We start from the raw sequence: 16,476 nt of genomic DNA, 5'->3' as shown, positions 1-16,476 counted from the left end.
GACGATTGATTGGGGATTGGACGATGGCGAAGGAAGAGTTGCGGTGGTATCTGAATACGCAGACCGGTCAGCCTGAATTGGGCATGCTCTCGCCCGCCACCCAACGTATGGGACCCTACAGGTCACGGGAGGCCGCCCTCAAGGCCTGGCGGATAGCCGACCGGCGCAATGATGACTGGGAGGAGGAGGACCGTCGCTGGAGAGCCGCCTGGGAGGGTGATGAGGAGACGGATGCCGACATGGAGCAAGGTGCTCACTTCACGTCGAATGATGGTGATTCTTCAAGAACCCAACAGCATGGTGGACTCGGCGCAGACCATGCCGGCGGCTTCCTTGATTCCAATGGCGACCTGCCCCAGAAGCCTTGGTGAGCAGCCTCACAGCAGCCCAACTGGTTTTTGCGACGAGTGCCACATGCTTCTTTTGTGTCCCTAAAGGCCCAAAATGTGACCAATATCACTTTCATGGCAAAGAAATAACTTGTAGAATACGCCTACACTGGAAAGCGAACGCAGCGTGAAGATGCGTTGCAGACCAGCATCAAGGAGTGATAATGACTGCAGTTGATCAAACCGCTCTCTCTGCTGAGGAACTCCAGGCCAAGGCCTGGGAGGGCTTCAATGGTGAGAACTGGAAGAATGACATCGACGTTCGCGATTTCATCCAGAAGAACTTTACCCCCTACGAGGGCGATGAGTCTTTCCTGGCGGACGCCACCGAGAAGACCAAGCACATGTGGAACTTCTTGGACGACAACTACCTGGCAGTAGAGCGCAAGCAGCGTGTCTATGATGTCGATACCCACACTCCTGCTGGCATCGACGCCTTCCCCGCCGGCTACATTGACAGCCCCGAGGTCGACAATGTAATCGTCGGTCTGCAGACCGACGAGCCCTGCAAGCGCGCCATGATGCCCAACGGTGGTTGGCGCATGGTCGAGCAGGCCCTCATGGAGGCTGGCAAGGAGCCTGATCCCGAAGTCAAGAAGATTTTCACCAAATACCGCAAGACCCATAACGATGGTGTCTTCGCCGTATACACCAAGAACATCAAGGTCGCCCGCCACAACAAGATTCTCACCGGTCTGCCCGATGCCTACGGCCGTGGCCGCATCATCGGCGACTACCGCCGTGTGGCCCTCTACGGCGTCAACGCCCTAATTGAGTTCAAGAAGCGCGACAAAGAGTCGATTCCCTACCGCAACGACTTCACCGAGACCGAAATCGAGCACTGGATTCGCTTCCGCGAGGAGCACCAGGATCAGATCAACGCCCTCAAGCAGCTGATCAAGCTGGGCAACGAGTATGGTCTGGACCTGTCCCGTCCTGCTCAGACCGCCCAGGAAGCTGTCCAGTGGACCTACATGGGCTACCTGGCCTCCGTCAAGAGCCAGGACGGTGCCGCCATGTCCTTCGGACGCAACTCCGCCTTCTTCGATTGCTACTTCGAGCGCGACCTGAAGAAGGGTCTCATCACCGAGACGGACGCCCAGGAGATTATCGACCAGATCGTCATGAAGCTGCGTATCGTCCGCTTCCTGCGTACCAAGGACTATGACAACATCTTCTCCGGTGACCCATACTGGGCCACCTGGTCCGATGCCGGCTTCGCCGATGACGGCCGCCCGATGGTCACCAAGACCTCCTTCCGTCTGCTGGCCACGCTGACGTTGGAACACCTGGGACCAGGCCCCGAGCCCAACATCACCATCTTCTGGGATCCGAAGCTGCCTGAGGGATACAAGCGCTTCTGCGCCCGTGTCTCCATCGACACCTCCGCCATACAGTACGAGTCCGACAAGGAAATCCGCAACCACTGGGGCGACGATGCGGCCATCGCTTGCTGCGTCTCCCCGATGCGTGTGGGTAAGCAGATGCAGTTCTTCGCCGCTCGCGTGAACTCTGCCAAGGCCCTGCTCTACGCCATCAACGGTGGCCGCGACGAGATGACCGGCATGCAGGTCATCGACAAGGGCTACATCGAGCCCATCACTCCCGAAGCCGATGGCAGCCTGGACTACCAGAAGGTCAAGGACAACTACGAGAAGGCTCTGGAATGGCTGTCGGAGACCTACGTTGAGGCCCTGAACATCATCCACTACATGCATGATAAGTACGCCTACGAGTCCATTGAGATGGCCCTGCACGACAAGGAGGTCTACCGTACCCTTGGTTGCGGCATGTCCGGTCTGTCCATCGCGGCCGACTCCCTGTCAGCCATCAAGTATGCCAAGGTTTACCCGATCTACAACAAGGACGCCAAGAACCTCGAAGGCCATGAGGCTGAGTATGTAGAGGGTGCTGACGACGACCTGGTGGTCGGATACAAGACCGTCGGCGACTTCCCGATCTACGGCAACGATGATGACCGCGCCGACGATTTGGCCAAGTGGACCGTCTCCACCGTCATGGGCCAGGTCAAGCGCCTTCCCGTCTACCGTGGTGCCGTCCCCACCCAGTCGGTCCTGACCATCACTTCCAACGTCGAGTATGGCCACAACACAGGTTCCTTCCCCTCCGGTCACCAGAAGGGCACCCCGTACGCTCCTGGTGCAAACCCGGAGAACGGTATGGATTCCCACGGCATGCTGCCATCCATGTTCTCGGTCGGTAAGATCGACTACAACGACGCTCTGGATGGCGTCTCGCTGACTAATACGATTACCCCCGACGGCCTGGGCCGTGACGAGGACGAGCGTATCGGCAACCTGGTGGGCATCTTGGACGCTGGCAATGGCCATGGTCTGTACCACGCCAACATCAACGTCCTGCGCAAGGAGCAGCTGGAGGATGCCGTTGAGCACCCCGAAAAGTACCCGCACCTGACCGTGCGTGTCTCGGGCTATGCGGTGAACTTCGTCAAGCTGACCCGTGAGCAGCAGCTGGATGTCATCTCCCGTACCTTCCACCAGGGTTCCGTCACTGACTGATGATGGCGGCTCTGTGAGCCAGAGATAGGTGCAGCGGGGGCGGGGCTAGTCATGGCTCCGCCCCCGCTCCTATGTCCCTGCCCTCCCTATGCCAGCACAAGCCGACAGGGGCGGCATTGGGGCTCCACAGTGAGGTAAGTATGTTCGGCTGATAGCAAGTACACATACTTCGGCGCAACCAGTAGTCTGTACTGGTTGAACGACACTAGAGACAGTGCCAACGATCTTGAAGGAGGGCAGCATGGCCCTGGCCACACAATTCCACACCACCAAGCCACATATGCTCAAGGAGTCCAAGGAATATGCCAGCCAGACACTGATGGGCGGACTGTCGGGTTTTGAATCCCCGATCGGTCTGGACCGGCACGACCGGATCAACGCCCTGCGTACCGGAGATATTGGTTTTGTGCATTCCTGGGACATCAACACCTCCGTGGACGGACCCGGCACCCGTATGACGGTCTTCATGAGCGGCTGCCCCCTACGCTGCCAGTTCTGCCAGAACCCCGACACCTGGAAGATGCGCGATGGCCAGCCGGTCTATCTGGATGCCATGGTCAAGAAAGTCGAACGCTACAAGGATGTCTTCAAGGCCACTGGCGGTGGCATCACCTTCTCCGGTGGAGAGTCCATGATGCAGCCAGCCTTCGTCTCCAGGGTCTTTCGGGCGGCCAAGGAGATGGGAGTGCACACCTGCCTGGATACGGCCGGATTCCTCAACAAGAACTATAGCGATGAGATGATCGACGACATAGACCTCTGCCTGCTGGATGTCAAAGCCGGCGATGAGCAGACCTACCATGAGGTGACTGAGGGGGCCTTGGCTCCAACCATCGCCTTCGGTAACCGTCTGCGTGAGCATGGGGTCAAGATTTGGGTCCGTTTCGTGCTGGTCCCAGGCCTGACCGACGCTGTGGAGAACGTGGAGAATGTCGCCAGGATCTGCGAGCAGTTCGGCCAATCCGTCGAGCATATTGATGTGCTGCCCTTTCACCAACTGGGCCGGCCCAAGTGGCATGAACTGCGCATACCCTACAAGCTGGAAGACAAGAAAGGCCCGTCCGCTGATACCAGGAAGAGGGTCAAGGAGCAGTTCGAGAGTCACGGCTTCGTGGTCTATTAATTCCTCAGGGTCTCTGACCGCCAGTGCGGGCTGAGTCCTAGCGGCTGTCCTCACCTGGAGCCTTGTGGTCTCCTGCCATGACCATGGCAGCAGGCCACAAGCGTCTGTGCCCACCGTGGTCCTACCGTGCACCTTCCGCATGTTCGCAGCTTTGTGACTATAGGCATACTTGGTGTGCCATCCGCCCAGTAGGGCAGATCCTCTGACTGATTCATGGTCGAGAGAACGACCCAATATGGCCCATCCTGAAGGACGCCTCTCTACTGAGACCTGGGTCGCAGTGCAGCCTGTGGAGGGTGGAAAACATGTCTCGAAATCGACAACATACCTTCCAAATCCGTTAAGTCAGACCCGCTGGTCGTAGCCTAGAAAGTATGGCAGATATTTATACCTTTCCCCAAGCGGTATCTGACCTCCAGGAGAGACAGACAGAGGGAACGGCAGCGAGGGAGCTGGTTCGTCCCCATAATGTTCCTGATGAGGTCTGGCAGGCGGTGCTGTCTGTCAGCCTCATACGGCACCTGGCTGGCATGAGCTATCGGGAGATTCCGGTGCCCAAAGCACAGGCTGACTTCGGTATCGGTATCAGCATGGTTGATGGCATGGCGACCTCCTACCAATCAGACCCCATGGGGTCATACCGGGGAGCTGGCACCATCATGGCCATGGAGGGGGGCGGTGAGGCCCTACCCCAATTCCGCCAGGCCAAGGGGTGGATATCCCTGCTGTACCGGGGGGAGCGGGAGTCTGGGCCCGCAGGCTGGCGTTGCGCGGCATATGCTGATCTGCCTTTGGGCCAGCTTGAGGACAATCCTTTGACACCGTCCATCTACTGGGATGAGATGTCCGGCTATCTTCGCCGAGGCGGTGCCATGGATATTCACGGGACGGTGACCTTGTCCCACGATACGCATTTCGGGCTGGACCAGGATCTTCCATGCTCTGGTTGCCAGATGCGTGTATCGTGGACGCCGGCTGATTCATCCGCATCCGGTTCCTGGAATGCCGGCGAGCAGGTGGATGTGTGGGCGCATTTTCTGCGTTCGGCAGCACAATTGGACCCTGGCAACAGGGTGAGCGAGGACCAGACGGCAGTATAGACAGAAGGAGGCCGCACGTCTTGAGCGGTGAACCTGGCTTGCAGACGGAACCCAAAGAGGGTGTTCCTGAGGTTACCGATACCCTGGAGGGCTTCCACAAGGCGTGTGAGCGTTTCGCCCAGGCTCAGGGGCCCTTGGCCGCGGATGCCGAACGGGCCTCCGGCTACCGCTATGGCCATGAGGACTGGTTGGTGCAATTCAAACGTCAGGGTGCGGGCATTGTGCTTTTCGACCCGTTTGCCCTGCGCGAGGCCGGGGCCGACTGGGAGGAATTCAACCAGGCCATTGGTTCCGCCGTCTGGATTCTGCATGATTCCCTTCAAGACCTGCCTGGCTTCGCCGATCTGGGTATGAGGCCGGCCGGCCTCTATGACACTGAAGTTGCGGCGCGACTGCTTGGTCTGCGTCACTTTGGCCTGGCGGCTGTAACGGAGCACTATCTCAACATCAGTCTGGCCAAGGAACATTCCGCCGCCGACTGGTCCTATCGTCCCCTGCCCAGAGACTGGCGGAATTATGCCGCTTTGGACGTGGAACTGCTCATCGAGCTGGAGGCCATGCTGACCGCCGACCTCATAGCGGCCGGCAAGGAGGAATGGGCCCGGCAGGAATTCGAGTACCGACTGGCCAAGGGCATGGGCCACCAGGCCCAGCACCCAGTTCCTTGGATGAGGATCTCCCATTTCAGCAAACTCAACCGTGACCGGCTGGGACAGACCGTGGCCAAGGCTCTGTGGGAGGAACGTGACAGACTGGCCAGGGAGTACGACATTGCTCCCACCCTGCTCCTATCGGATGCTGCCATCATCGAGGCCGCCCAGAAGAAGCCCCGGAGGGGGCAGGATTTCCGTCGTATCCGTTCCCTTAATGAGCGGGTCCGCATCCATATGGGCACCGAGCAGGACAAGATGTTCGAGCGCTATGCCCCCATCCAGCGTCAGGTCAAGCCCAGTGTCTGGAAACGGGTTATCCAAGAGGCCCTGAACCTGCCCCGGGACCAGTGGGCCGATCAATCCACCCTTCAGGAGGAGGCAGCATCCGTCAATGCGCCCCGGTCCATGAAGCTATGGAAGGAACGTCATCCCGAACGCTATGAGCGGCTGAGGCGGGCCAAGGCCATCATCGGCCAGATAGCCGATGACACCCACACACCCGTTGACATGGTCATCAAGCCACAGATTCTGCGCAACCTGTGCTGGATGGATCTTACCGAAGGTCTGGATCTGCCCGGATTCCTCAGGGAACAGGGGGCGCGGGAATGGCAGATTGGGTTGGTTGCTGAGTCCTTGAGTCGCGGTATTATGTAACGGTTGCCTATAGGCAGAAGTATTGACGAAGAACCGTAAGTATTCAGGAGCATCAGCGTGAAAATCAGCGTCAGGAATCTTGAGCCCACCAAGGTGAAGCTCACCGTCACCGTCGACCCCGAAGAGTTCGACCCTTATCTGGACCAGGCCCGCAAGGAGATCGCCAAGCAGGTCAACATTCCTGGCTTCCGCAAGGGGCATGTGCCTGGCGCCATCATTGACCAGCGGATCGGCTTTGCGGCGGTGGCTGGCGAGGCCGTCAACGCCGGTGTGCCGGATCTCTACTCCAAGGCCCTGGAGGAGAAGAAGATCCGCCCCATGGCCCAGCCTGAGATTGATGTTCAGGAGGTTCCCGAGTCCGCCAAGGACGAGACCAAGCTCAAGTTCGTGGCCACCGTCGAGCGTCGCCCCGACATCGAGCTGCCCGACCTGGCTGGCATGGAGATTGACGTGCCCAAGGCCGAGATCTCCGATGATGATGTCAACAAGCGCCTGGATGCCCTGCGCCAGCGTTTCGGCACCCTGGTCGGTGTCGATCGGCCCGCCACGAAGGGCGACTTCGCCAACATTGACCTGGACGCCCAGATTGATGGTGAGTCCGTCGACTCCCAGGAGGGTGTGAGCTACGAGCTTGGCTCCGCCACCATGCTTGATGGTCTGGATGAGGCCCTTGAGGGCCTGTCCGCAGGCGAGGAGACCAGCTTCGAGGGCACCCTTGAGGCCGGCGACCACCAGGGCGAGAAGGCCATGATCAAGGTCAAGGTCAACTCCGTCAAGGCCGAGGAACTGCCTGACCTGGACGACGAGTTCGCCCAGGAGGCATCCGAGTACGACACCCTGGATGAGCTCAAGGCCGATATTCGCAAGTCCTGCGAGCGTGATGCCGAAGCCCGCCAGGCCACCGACGCCCGCGACGCTTTCCTGGCCAAGCTCCAGGAGGGTCTGGAGATCCCCGTTCCCAAGGGTGTCAAGGCGGATGCCACCGCCGAACACCTCAAGGGCCTGACCGCCGATTCCGATAAGGCCACCGCTGAGCAGAAGAAGGAGGCGGAGGAATCCGCCGAGAAGGAGCTGCGGGACCAGATTGTGCTCGACGCCCTGGCGGAGAAGATGGAAGTCCAGGTCTCCCAGGCCGATGTGACCAACTTCCTGGCCTCCATCGCCCAGCAGTACGGCATGGATCCCTCCCAGTTCATCAACGCCATCGTCTCCAACGGCCAGCTGGGTTCCGCCGTGCAGGAGGTCGGTCGTTCCAAGGGCCTGCTGGCCGGTATGCGTGCCGTGACCTTCAAGAGCGAGGGCAAGGAGCTTGACCTGAGCGCCTTCCTGGGTTCCGAAGAGGAGGCTGAGGAGTCCGAAAGCGTGGAGGCGGCCTCCGCAGCAGCGGCCGTGGCTGACGAGCTGTCGGCTGAGTGAGGCTCTAGCTGCAAGCAGTCAGTGCCGCGTGGTCAAGTGACCCCTACGCGATGACCTGAGAAGGGGACCAGGAGCTCGGCTCCCGGTCCCCTTTCGCGTGGGGGATTCGCAGGAGCTGACGGCTGACATCGAGTCCGGGGCCTGGCACGATATGGAAGTGGGGGAGCGGACGAGGGAAAGGAGCAGGCCATGGGTAAGGCTGTTAACAAGTCACCAGCGTCCTTGCAGCGTGCCGACCGGCTGGTCTGGCAGGTGTCGGCCATCCTGCTTCTGGGCGCCTTGATCGGCATGGCCGCGGGTCTGCTGAGCTTGCTACTGACCATGGTGGAATCACTGGCCCTGGGTTTTCATGAGAGTCCCTCCATTCCCGGTCCCTTCCATGTGGCCCCCTGGCGGCGCTGCCTGTCCGTCCTGCTGGGGCTGACACTGGCCTCCCTGGTCTGGTGGTTCTTGCGCAATCGCAGCCCTCGTGTTCCCTCGGTCAAGCAGGCGGTGGACGGGCAAGGCATGCCCTGCTGGCAGACCCTCCTCCATGTGGTCACGCAGATTGTGATTGTGGGCTGTGGGGCCTCCATAGGTCGGGAGGTGGCACCAAGGGAGTTGGGTGCCATGCTGGGGCAACGTTTCAGCGGCCTCTTTAAGCTGGCGGACCAGGATCGGCGACTGATTGTTGCCATATCCGCTGCGGCTGGATTGGCCGGTGTCTACAATGCGCCCCTGGCGGGTCTCTTCTTTGCCCTGGAGATTCTTCTGGTGGACATCACCATCGAAACCGTGCTGATGGCCCTGGGAACCTCCTCGGTCGCGGCCTTCACGGCATCGCTGATACGAGGTGACCAGGTCTTCTACCAGCTGCCCCATCTCCAGGCCCATGCCACCCCCAGCATCATGGTCTTCGCCCTGCTTGGGGGAGTGGTCTGCGGGGTCTGTGGCACCCTCTTTCGCTGTGGGTCCAACTGGGCTGAAGCCCATAAGCCCACTCAGGGAAGCGCCATGCTCTGGCAGATGCCCCTGGCTGGCCTGGTGACCGGCCTGGTGGCCATCTGGCTTCCCCAGGTCATGGGCAATGGCCGGGCCGCGGCCCAACCGGCCTTCTCTGCCGGGACCGCCGGCCAGGCACTTTCCAGCTTGTTGCTCATGCTGCTGCTGGTTGCCGTCGCCAAGGGCCTGGTAACCCTGCTGACCATCCGTTCTGGGGCCTCCGGCGGAGTCCTGCAGCCAGGCATAGCCCTGGGAGCCACGGTCGGGGCCATAATGGGGTTGGGCTGGATTGCGGCCTTTCCCCAAGACTCCCTGGCGGCCTGCGCCCTGATTGGTGCCTGCGCCCTGCTGGCCGCCTCGCAACAGGCGCCGCTCATGGCCATGTGTCTGGTCATGGAGCTGACCGGCAGTGGCATGTCCCTCGTTGTGCCAGTGGGGTTGGCTGTGGCCATGTCGGCCTTGGTGTCCAAGCGGCTACTGCATTGGCAGCAGGTCCGCCTTTCACGCAATTAGCGCAAATGTAGCGGCATGGTCGGTTGAAGGCGGTATTGTGTGGGTGGTATCAAAAGCTGATATAGCTCAGAAGGAGACATGGTGGCAGAATTCCTGACATCCTCACCCTCGATGGATGAGGGCGAGGCCCCATCCATCACGGACCCGATTTTCAATCGTCTGCTTAAGGACCGCATCATATGGCTTGGCTCCGAAGTCAAGGATGACAACGCCAACGTCATCTGCGCCCAGATGCTCATGCTGGCCGCCGAAGACCCCAAAAAGGACATTTGGCTCTACATCAACTCACCCGGTGGCTCCATCACCGCCGGCATGGCCATCTACGACACCATGCAGCTGATCGAGCCCGACGTGGCCACCGTTGCCGTGGGCATGGCCGCCTCCATGGGGCAGTTCCTGCTGAGCTCGGGCACCCCCGGCAAGCGTTTCGCCACCTCCCACGCCCGGATTCTCATGCACCAGCCCTCCGGCGGTGTCGGTGGGACGGCGACCGATGTGCGGATCAACGCCGAGCTGATCATGGATATGAAGAAGACCCTCTCCGAGCTGACGGCCAAGCAGACCGGCCACACCCTTGAGGAGATTTACCGAGACAACGAGTATGACCACTGGTTCACCGCCCAGCAGGCCCTGGAGTACGGCTTCTTCGACAAGATCGTCACCACGCCGGGCACCATGAACACCTCAAGCACGATTCAGGAAGGTGAGTGAATCCATGGCTAGTGAAGAAGCCCAGTTCGCTGCCCGCGCAGACCGGCTGGCAGGCCCCCGTGGCATATCCGGCCTCATGCCCCAGAACAGGTATGTCCTCCCGCAGTTCAGCGAGAAGACCCCCTATGGGATGAAGACCCAGGACCCCTACACCAAGCTCTTTGAGGACCGGATCATCTTCATGGGAGTGCAGGTGGACGACACCTCAGCCGACGACATCATGGCCCAGCTCCTGGTCCTGGAAAGCCAGGATCCCGACCGGGACGTCATGATGTACATCAACTCTCCTGGTGGCTCCATGACGGCCATGACCGCCATCTACGACACCATGCAGTACATCAAGCCCGACGTGCAGACCGTATGCCTGGGTCAGGCCGCCTCCGCCGCAGCCATCCTCCTGGCCGCAGGTGCCGAAGGCAAGCGACTCATGCTGCCAAACGCCCGCGTGCTGATCCACCAGCCCGCCATCGACCAGAGCTTTGGCAAGGCCACCGAGATAGAGCTCCAGGCCAAGGAGATGCTCCGCCTGCGCGAATGGCTGGAGGAGACCCTGGCGAAGCACACCGGCCAGGACGTGGAGAAGATCCGCAAGGACATCGAGGTGGACACTATCCTCACCGCCGACCAGGCCAAGGAATACGGCATGGTTGACGAGGTGCTGGAACACCGCAAGTAAGCCCTGCCTTCCGTTGGGCTGTGCCGTTGCGGGCCGTTGTCCGGCCTGCCGGCGCCGACCATGAAGGTCATCACATCTCCACAAACACGTACCCCCTACAGTTGCTGCTGGGGGTATGGTCGTAAGTAGACCCTCGCTAGCTCCGGTAAGCCGCCATGCAGGGCTGCCTTGCCTAGCTCGGTGGAAGGGTTGCGCAGGCTTTGTGGCCAGGGAAAGGAAAGTCCATGGGACGGGTTGTCAGTTACAACGAAGACGCGCCTCGTTGCACCTTCTGCGGTAAAAGCGAACGTCAGGTCCACAAGCTGGTGACCGGGCCCAGCGCGGCCATCTGTGACGAATGCATCGCCCTGTGCGTGGAGATCATCTCCGAGGACCGCAAGCAGGATGCCGAGATCAGCGTGCTCAGCCTGCCCAAGCCCACCGAGATCTACGCCTATCTCGACAAGTACGTCATCGGGCAATCCGAGGCCAAGAAGGCGCTGTCCGTGGCCGTATACAACCACTACAAGCGGGTCAATATGGAACTGCGGGACTTGGCCCGCAAGCTGGACCGCACGGCTGCCCAGGCCCAGGGCGGGCAAGACCAGCCCCAGTCCGAGCAAGGGCCTGCCGGGATTCTGGACGACGTGCAGGTGGCAAAGTCCAATATTCTGCTTATGGGGCCCACCGGTGTGGGCAAGACCTACCTGGCCCAGACCTTGGCCAAGGTCATGAACGTGCCCTTCGTCATCACCGATGCCACCACCCTGACCGAGGCCGGCTATGTGGGCGATGATGTGGAGACCGTACTGCAACGCCTCCTCCAGGCCGCTGAGGGCGATGTGGCCCGGGCCCAGCAGGGCATCATCTATATCGACGAGATCGACAAGATAGCCCGCAAGTCCGGAGAGAACACCTCGATTACCCGTGATGTCAGCGGAGAGGGCGTCCAGCAGGCCTTGCTCAAGATTCTTGAGGGCACCATCGCCTCGGTGCCCATGGAGGGTACCCGCAAGCACAAGGACCAGGAGACCGTGCAGATTGATACCCGGGGCATCCTCTTCATCTGCGGAGGTGCCTTCGTGGGTCTGGACGATTTGGTGGAGACCAGGCTTGGCCGCCACGAGAGTGGGTTCGGGGCCTCCTGGCATGAGCACCAGGTCAGCAAGGAGGAGCTCCTGGAGCAGGTGACAGCCGATGACCTGGCCGAGTTCGGCCTCCTGCCGGAGTTCATAGGGCGCCTGCCCGTCATCAGCGTGCTCAAGGACCTGACCCAGGCGGACCTCTGCAAGGTGCTGACCGAGCCGGCCAACTCCCTGATCAAGCAGTACCAGAAGCTGTTCGCCGTTGACGGGGTGGACCTGGCCTTCACCGACCAGGCCATCGCCGCCATCGCCGCCACCGCCATGGACCAGGGGACCGGTGCCCGTGGCCTGCGTACCATCATCGAGAAGACTTTGGAAGACACCATGTTCAGCCTCCCGCAGATGGAGGACGTGATCCAGGTCATTGTGGACGAGAGCGCCGTGCGCGGCGTGGATAGCCCCAAGCTGGTGGCTGACGGCGAACCGGTGTTGCAGACCCAGGTCAAGGAAGGCGAGGGCGGGAGCCTGACCCATGGCTGGTCGGTCCGTCGGTCGGTGGCCACCCGGCGCCGTGCCGCCTAGCCTCAGGCTGTTTTGCGACACGCCTTGTTTGCCTTACGGGCCCAGTCGCGGTATCTTATATGAGTTGTCGCAAACGGCCAGGTGTCTGACAGGTTGGTGACAATAGTAGTTTGCGCCAGTAGCCCAGCGGATTAGAGCAGCTGACTACGGATCAGCAGGTCGCAGGTTCGAATCCTGTCTGGCGCACGGTAAAACCCCTGGAGACATTAGCTTCCAGGGGTTTCTGCTTCTCCGAGTATGGTCAGTTCGTGCAACATTATGCATGATGTACTACACAAGTCAGGGGTTATGCGCCCAATGGAGTGTCTGTCAGCTTGTACTGTTGGGGTATCTGACGGGTATGTGGAACTTGATCCGGTCGATGGCGGGCCGTGTTGTTCCGGCAAAGACCTGCCATCCACTCTCTTCAGGCTTGTCAGGCAACCATAAAACCCCTCGCAATCAAGGGAATTCTGAGGGGTTTCTATGTTCAGTGTGGGCGGGCTGTAAGACTACGAGCCGTCCTCTTATTGACCGCTTAGTCTCGCTGTGATGAGTGTTGGAATCGCCAAAACCGTGCTGGGCTAGAGTCTGGCAAGATGGTCCAGGGCACGAATCATATGGCAGGTGAAGCCGTATTCATTGTCATACCAGGCGACGGTTTTGATGATCTGGGTCTGGCCGCTGCCGGTGACTTCGGTCTGGGTTGGGTCGTGGAGCCGGCGGTGGTGCCGACCACGTCCGAGGAGATGATCTGCTGGTCGTTGTAGGAGAAGCTCTCGTTGCCGACAGTGTGGCTGCGTATGGTCTCGTTCACCTGGTCCACGGTGAGATTCGAGGTCTTGAGGACCGTCACCAATTCGGTCAGGGAGCCGTCGGGGACTGCTACCCTCTGGGCGTGGCCATTCAAGCGTCCAGCCAATTCAGGGATCAACAGGCCGATGGCTTTGGCGGCACCGGTGGAGTGGGGGACCGTGTGGTTTGTGGCGGCGCGCATGGTCCGAAGGTCCTTCTTGCCTCGCTTGGGTCCATCCAGGAGCATCTGGGAGCTCGTGTAGGCGTGGGTGGCGGTCATGGTGCCCACTTCGATGCCGAACTCCTTGTTGAGGTAGTAAGGCCATGTGGGCCAGTCTGCTCTATGGAGTCGGTGGGAGGCATATTCCAGATGGCGAACGTCTCATCGGTCTTAAGCCTGTCTTCGGTGCAGCAGCAGGGTTCGATCGGTGCCTTGCAGCGGATGATCCAAAATCTGTCACTATCTGTAGGCACCTATATTGCGGCCTTGCTGATGACCCTGCGGCATGATGTCGTCGTCGCCTCCGTCTGATATGGCTCATCACATTCATACTGATTGTGCTGATCACGCTCGCGCAGTGGTTCATAGGCCGCACGAAGGGTGACAGCTAGGCGTAGGTGAAGAATATCCGCTCAAATAGGGGGCACTAGGCGAGACAATCCAATACAAGCAACAGCATTCCATGCGAAGTCCTTTTACCAGGTGTGGTCCCGTGAACCCTAACCCAGGACCACCCTGACCGTTGATCTCCCCGCGGATGCTCAATGTTGCATCTTCTTGAATAAGCCGGTGGTGGCGTGGAGGCCTGTTGTGAGCACAATCATGACTACCGCAAAAATGCTGATGCCGCTTAGTCCACAAAGTGCTTGAACAGTGGACGGCAGCAAACAGGAATAAGGGTTTCGGTACAGGCGGGCTCGCCGATGGTGCCCACTACTCCGACCCTCAGCCGTCTGGCGAGCCGGAGTAGTGGGCGCTTACTGCCGGTAGTGGGCGATCTGTGCTGGGTCCCGGTCCTGTTGCCCGGCCATGCCGCCAACCTCAAAGATCCTGTCCTTGCTGACATCCGAGTTGTCGGTGGGGGCGTTGTAGAGCCTCAGATACTTGTCGGGGAGCTTGTGTCCGGCGGGTATGAAGACCCTGCTGTCGCCACCGCCGGCCGTGTAGCTGGTGTTGGACTGGATGGCCCAGTTCTCGTGGACCACAGGCTTCTGCCACCGGGTCGGATTGCCTGATCCATCCACATAACTGAAGCTGGGGCATTGGTCCTGGTAGTCGAAAACCGCTCCATCGGGGCTGACCCACCGCCCCTGGATGGAGGAACAATCACCCTTGCCCAGGGCGGTCAGTTCCATGGCGCTCTTGGGCGTGGGAATGTCCGGGCCCTTGAAGCGGTAGACGGTCTCGTTGCTGGGCATCTCGTTCATATGTCTGGACATGGAGACCAAGAAGGGGCTGGAAGTGTCGAAGTCGGTGGGTTGCAGGGTCGAATCCGACCCGAAGGCCCAGCAGACATCGCTGTTGGGGCAGGGTGCCGAACCCTTGGGGAAGTACAGCAGGTTGGTGGGCCAGATGGTGTGGGCGCCGTCGCAGTTGTCGGGGACCACGTTTTGATCCAAGCATTGGGGGCCGTTCAGATCCATGAGTTCCATGACCCCGCTCTTGCCGCCGTCCTGGAGCCAGGACTGGTCCGAGTGGATGAGCTTGCCATGGTTACGGTCGGGAATGGGGGAGTAGCTTCCGTCTTTCTTGATGGTGATGCAGGTGTTGGCGGCATCACACCATATGCCGGAGATTGAGGAGAAGTCGCCGTTCTTGATCTGGTCGAGATTGGCCACACCGGTGCTCTTGGACTCGGTGGCCGCCGAACTGGTGGGGCAGCCCTGGCTCTTGCCGGTCAACAGGTCCAGTCGGCATTGGAAGGCGGCTTTGGAGTCCTTTGCCCAGGTCTGGGTCAGACCGTCAACCGCCTTCTGGGCCTTGCTGACGGCGGCATCCAGCTTCTGTTGGGTCTGCGGCGACAGCGACTGGCTGTCCTTGTCCCGGTAGTAGGCGCAGCTGGCGTTCCCGCACAGGGGTCCTTGGCCCTGGCCGCTGTTATATCCGGGGATGATTCGGTCCCGTGTCTGGTCGGTGGGGTCAGGGATTATGCGGGGGTGGAGGTAACCGGTGTTGTAAAGCTCGGCACCCTTCTGGACGGCGAGGATGGTGTACTGTGCGTCCGGTCCCCGGCCGTGGTTCCTTTGTATGGCCCCTTGCTGGACCAGCTGGAACTGGGAGGCGGGCATGGGGCGCACGACGCATTGGTCGTTGGGCAGCCCCGACGGTTCCACGCGTTTGCATTGGACCAGTGGATAGGGCGGGATCGTGCCCTCGATGGGGTTCTGGGGGATGACCTTGCCCTGCTCTATCTTCATCCAGGCCCCGTCCTGGTTGGTCCAGGTGCCCTCAAGACTGGAATAATCCCCTGCTGCCAGGGCCTTGAGGTCGAGGCTGTGGGCCTGGGCCTCCTTGTCGCTGGCCTTCTTCTGGTCTTCAGCGGCCTTGACCTTCTGGTCGACTGGCGAGAGGGTCTTGTCCGCCGAGGCTTTGGAGTCCACGACGGCCTTGGCCTTGTCAGACAGGTCTTTGCCCGCGTCCGTCATGGAGGTGGCTGACCGCAGGTTGCTGGCCGCAGCAGCGTTAAGTTCCTCGATGCTGGCTGTATCCTGATGCTTGATGGTCGGTGCTTTGGCCGTATGCTCCTTGGTCGCCGCTGACATTGACTTGCTGTACTGCGATACTGTGGTCGGGCGGTCGACCTGGTTTTGCTTGATCTTCCCTGCGGACTTGTCGGCCTGGGTGATGGCCGATGCCAGTTGCCGCTGTGCCTTGTCCAGGGCCTCCTTCGATCCCTTGTACTGGGAGAGGGCATAGGAGCGAGAATGGGACCGGTAGTAGTTGTAGCCCGCGAAGCCACTGACGCTCAGAACCAGGGCAAGCACCACCATGAGCAAGACGATGAACCTCATGCGATGGGGATGGGGGCGGGATGGGTCGGCAGATTGGGTCTCAGTATCGACCTGGGCTGCCTGGCTTGCATCCGTTGTCGCCCTTGTTTCCTGCTTGTCTGTTGGTGTCGTTGCGGGTATCGCCGTGCTTTCGGTCGGCGTCGGTGCTTGCCCCTCGTCTGTTGCCGTCGCTGCTGCTTCAGAGGGCTGCGTGGAGCTTGAAGGTGCATCCGTTGCTGCTGCGGGAGATGCCGTCTGATCATCGTCGCGCTGGTCCGTCCGCTCATCCCTGTCAGCTTTCGGAGCCAA

Annotated in this window: 13 protein-coding genes and 1 tRNA gene; 12 read left to right on the top strand and 2 right to left on the bottom strand. The window is 60.5% G+C overall.

Annotated elements, in window-relative coordinates; all coding sequences use genetic code 11:
- The first annotated feature begins 23 nt into the window (after window positions 1-23).
- The 11 genes from CRD60_RS09045 to CRD60_RS03210 all read left to right on the top strand — a co-directional run bounded on the left by CRD60_RS09045 (window position 24) and on the right by CRD60_RS03210 (window position 12,588).
- Window positions 24-371 carry a hypothetical protein gene (locus CRD60_RS09045; protein WP_236630800.1) on the top strand — a complete coding sequence of 116 codons (348 nt, stop codon included), beginning with the start codon at window positions 24-26 and terminating at the stop codon, window positions 369-371.
- 182 nt (window positions 372-553) lie between these two features.
- Entirely contained in the window at window positions 554-2,929 is a 2,376-nt protein-coding gene (locus CRD60_RS03255) for a formate acetyltransferase (RefSeq protein ID WP_113859858.1), read from the top strand.
- Between the two features lie 241 nt (window positions 2,930-3,170).
- Window positions 3,171-4,052 (top strand): pyruvate formate-lyase-activating protein, encoded by an 882-nt coding sequence (pflA, locus tag CRD60_RS03250; protein ID WP_113859857.1) that lies wholly within the window; start codon window positions 3,171-3,173, stop codon window positions 4,050-4,052.
- Between the two features lie 374 nt (window positions 4,053-4,426).
- Entirely contained in the window at window positions 4,427-5,152 is a 726-nt protein-coding gene (locus CRD60_RS03245; protein ID WP_113859856.1) for a DUF3000 family protein, read from the top strand.
- 20 nt (window positions 5,153-5,172) lie between these two features.
- Window positions 5,173-6,459 (top strand): HRDC domain-containing protein, encoded by a 1,287-nt coding sequence (locus tag CRD60_RS03240; protein WP_113859855.1) that lies wholly within the window; start codon window positions 5,173-5,175, stop codon window positions 6,457-6,459.
- 57 nt (window positions 6,460-6,516) lie between these two features.
- A complete protein-coding gene (gene tig, locus CRD60_RS03235) occupies window positions 6,517-7,875 on the top strand; it encodes a trigger factor (protein ID WP_113859854.1) in 1,359 nt (452 codons plus the stop codon).
- Window positions 7,876-8,064: 189 nt separating this feature from the next.
- The gene (locus CRD60_RS03230) at window positions 8,065-9,369 is read left to right on the top strand and encodes a chloride channel protein (RefSeq protein ID WP_201737195.1); all 1,305 of its coding nucleotides are present in this window, start codon (window positions 8,065-8,067) and stop codon (window positions 9,367-9,369) included.
- A gap of 78 nt (window positions 9,370-9,447) precedes the next feature.
- On the top strand, window positions 9,448-10,080 hold the full coding sequence (locus tag CRD60_RS03225; protein WP_407923161.1) for an ATP-dependent Clp protease proteolytic subunit: 633 nt from the start codon (window positions 9,448-9,450) through the stop codon (window positions 10,078-10,080).
- Window positions 10,081-10,084: 4 nt separating this feature from the next.
- On the top strand, window positions 10,085-10,756 hold the full coding sequence (locus tag CRD60_RS03220; RefSeq protein ID WP_113859974.1) for an ATP-dependent Clp protease proteolytic subunit: 672 nt from the start codon (window positions 10,085-10,087) through the stop codon (window positions 10,754-10,756).
- A gap of 224 nt (window positions 10,757-10,980) precedes the next feature.
- Window positions 10,981-12,402 carry an ATP-dependent Clp protease ATP-binding subunit ClpX gene (gene clpX / locus CRD60_RS03215; RefSeq protein WP_113859853.1) on the top strand — a complete coding sequence of 474 codons (1,422 nt, stop codon included), beginning with the start codon at window positions 10,981-10,983 and terminating at the stop codon, window positions 12,400-12,402.
- 112 nt (window positions 12,403-12,514) lie between these two features.
- Window positions 12,515-12,588, top strand: a tRNA-Arg gene (locus CRD60_RS03210).
- A 409-nt stretch (window positions 12,589-12,997) separates the two neighbouring features.
- On the opposite strand, the gene CRD60_RS03205 is transcribed toward CRD60_RS03210, so the two are convergent.
- On the bottom strand, window positions 12,998-13,546 hold the full coding sequence (locus tag CRD60_RS03205; RefSeq protein ID WP_407923164.1) for a hypothetical protein: 549 nt from the start codon (window positions 13,544-13,546) through the stop codon (window positions 12,998-13,000).
- Between CRD60_RS03205 and CRD60_RS03200 the strand changes: the two genes are divergently transcribed.
- Window positions 13,529-13,708 (top strand): hypothetical protein, encoded by a 180-nt coding sequence (locus CRD60_RS03200; RefSeq protein ID WP_127975631.1) that lies wholly within the window; start codon window positions 13,529-13,531, stop codon window positions 13,706-13,708. The two genes, CRD60_RS03205 and CRD60_RS03200, sit on opposite strands and share 18 nt — an antisense overlap.
- 446 nt (window positions 13,709-14,154) lie before the next feature.
- Here CRD60_RS03200 and CRD60_RS03195 read toward each other — a convergent pair whose 3' ends face one another.
- Window positions 14,155-16,476, bottom strand: coding sequence for a DUF6287 domain-containing protein (locus CRD60_RS03195; protein ID WP_236630799.1), 2,322 nt, complete (start codon window positions 16,474-16,476; stop codon window positions 14,155-14,157).

The organism is Bifidobacterium aemilianum, assembly GCF_003315635.1.
GTDB lineage: Bacteria > Actinomycetota > Actinomycetes > Actinomycetales > Bifidobacteriaceae > Bifidobacterium > Bifidobacterium aemilianum.
Note: the sequence above shows the minus strand (reverse complement) of the source record. Positions and strands in the feature narration are given on the sequence as shown.

Coding starts and splice junctions, on each gene's coding strand:
- CRD60_RS09045 (WP_236630800.1), top strand. CDS start 24: ATGGCGAAGGAAGAGTTGCGGTGGTATCTGAATACGCAGACCGGTCAG.
- CRD60_RS03255 (WP_113859858.1), top strand. CDS start 554: ATGACTGCAGTTGATCAAACCGCTCTCTCTGCTGAGGAACTCCAGGCC.
- pflA (WP_113859857.1), top strand. CDS start 3,171: ATGGCCCTGGCCACACAATTCCACACCACCAAGCCACATATGCTCAAG.
- CRD60_RS03245 (WP_113859856.1), top strand. CDS start 4,427: ATGGCAGATATTTATACCTTTCCCCAAGCGGTATCTGACCTCCAGGAG.
- CRD60_RS03230 (WP_201737195.1), top strand. CDS start 8,065: ATGGGTAAGGCTGTTAACAAGTCACCAGCGTCCTTGCAGCGTGCCGAC.
- CRD60_RS03225 (WP_407923161.1), top strand. CDS start 9,448: ATGGTGGCAGAATTCCTGACATCCTCACCCTCGATGGATGAGGGCGAG.
- CRD60_RS03220 (WP_113859974.1), top strand. CDS start 10,085: ATGGCTAGTGAAGAAGCCCAGTTCGCTGCCCGCGCAGACCGGCTGGCA.
- clpX (WP_113859853.1), top strand. CDS start 10,981: ATGGGACGGGTTGTCAGTTACAACGAAGACGCGCCTCGTTGCACCTTC.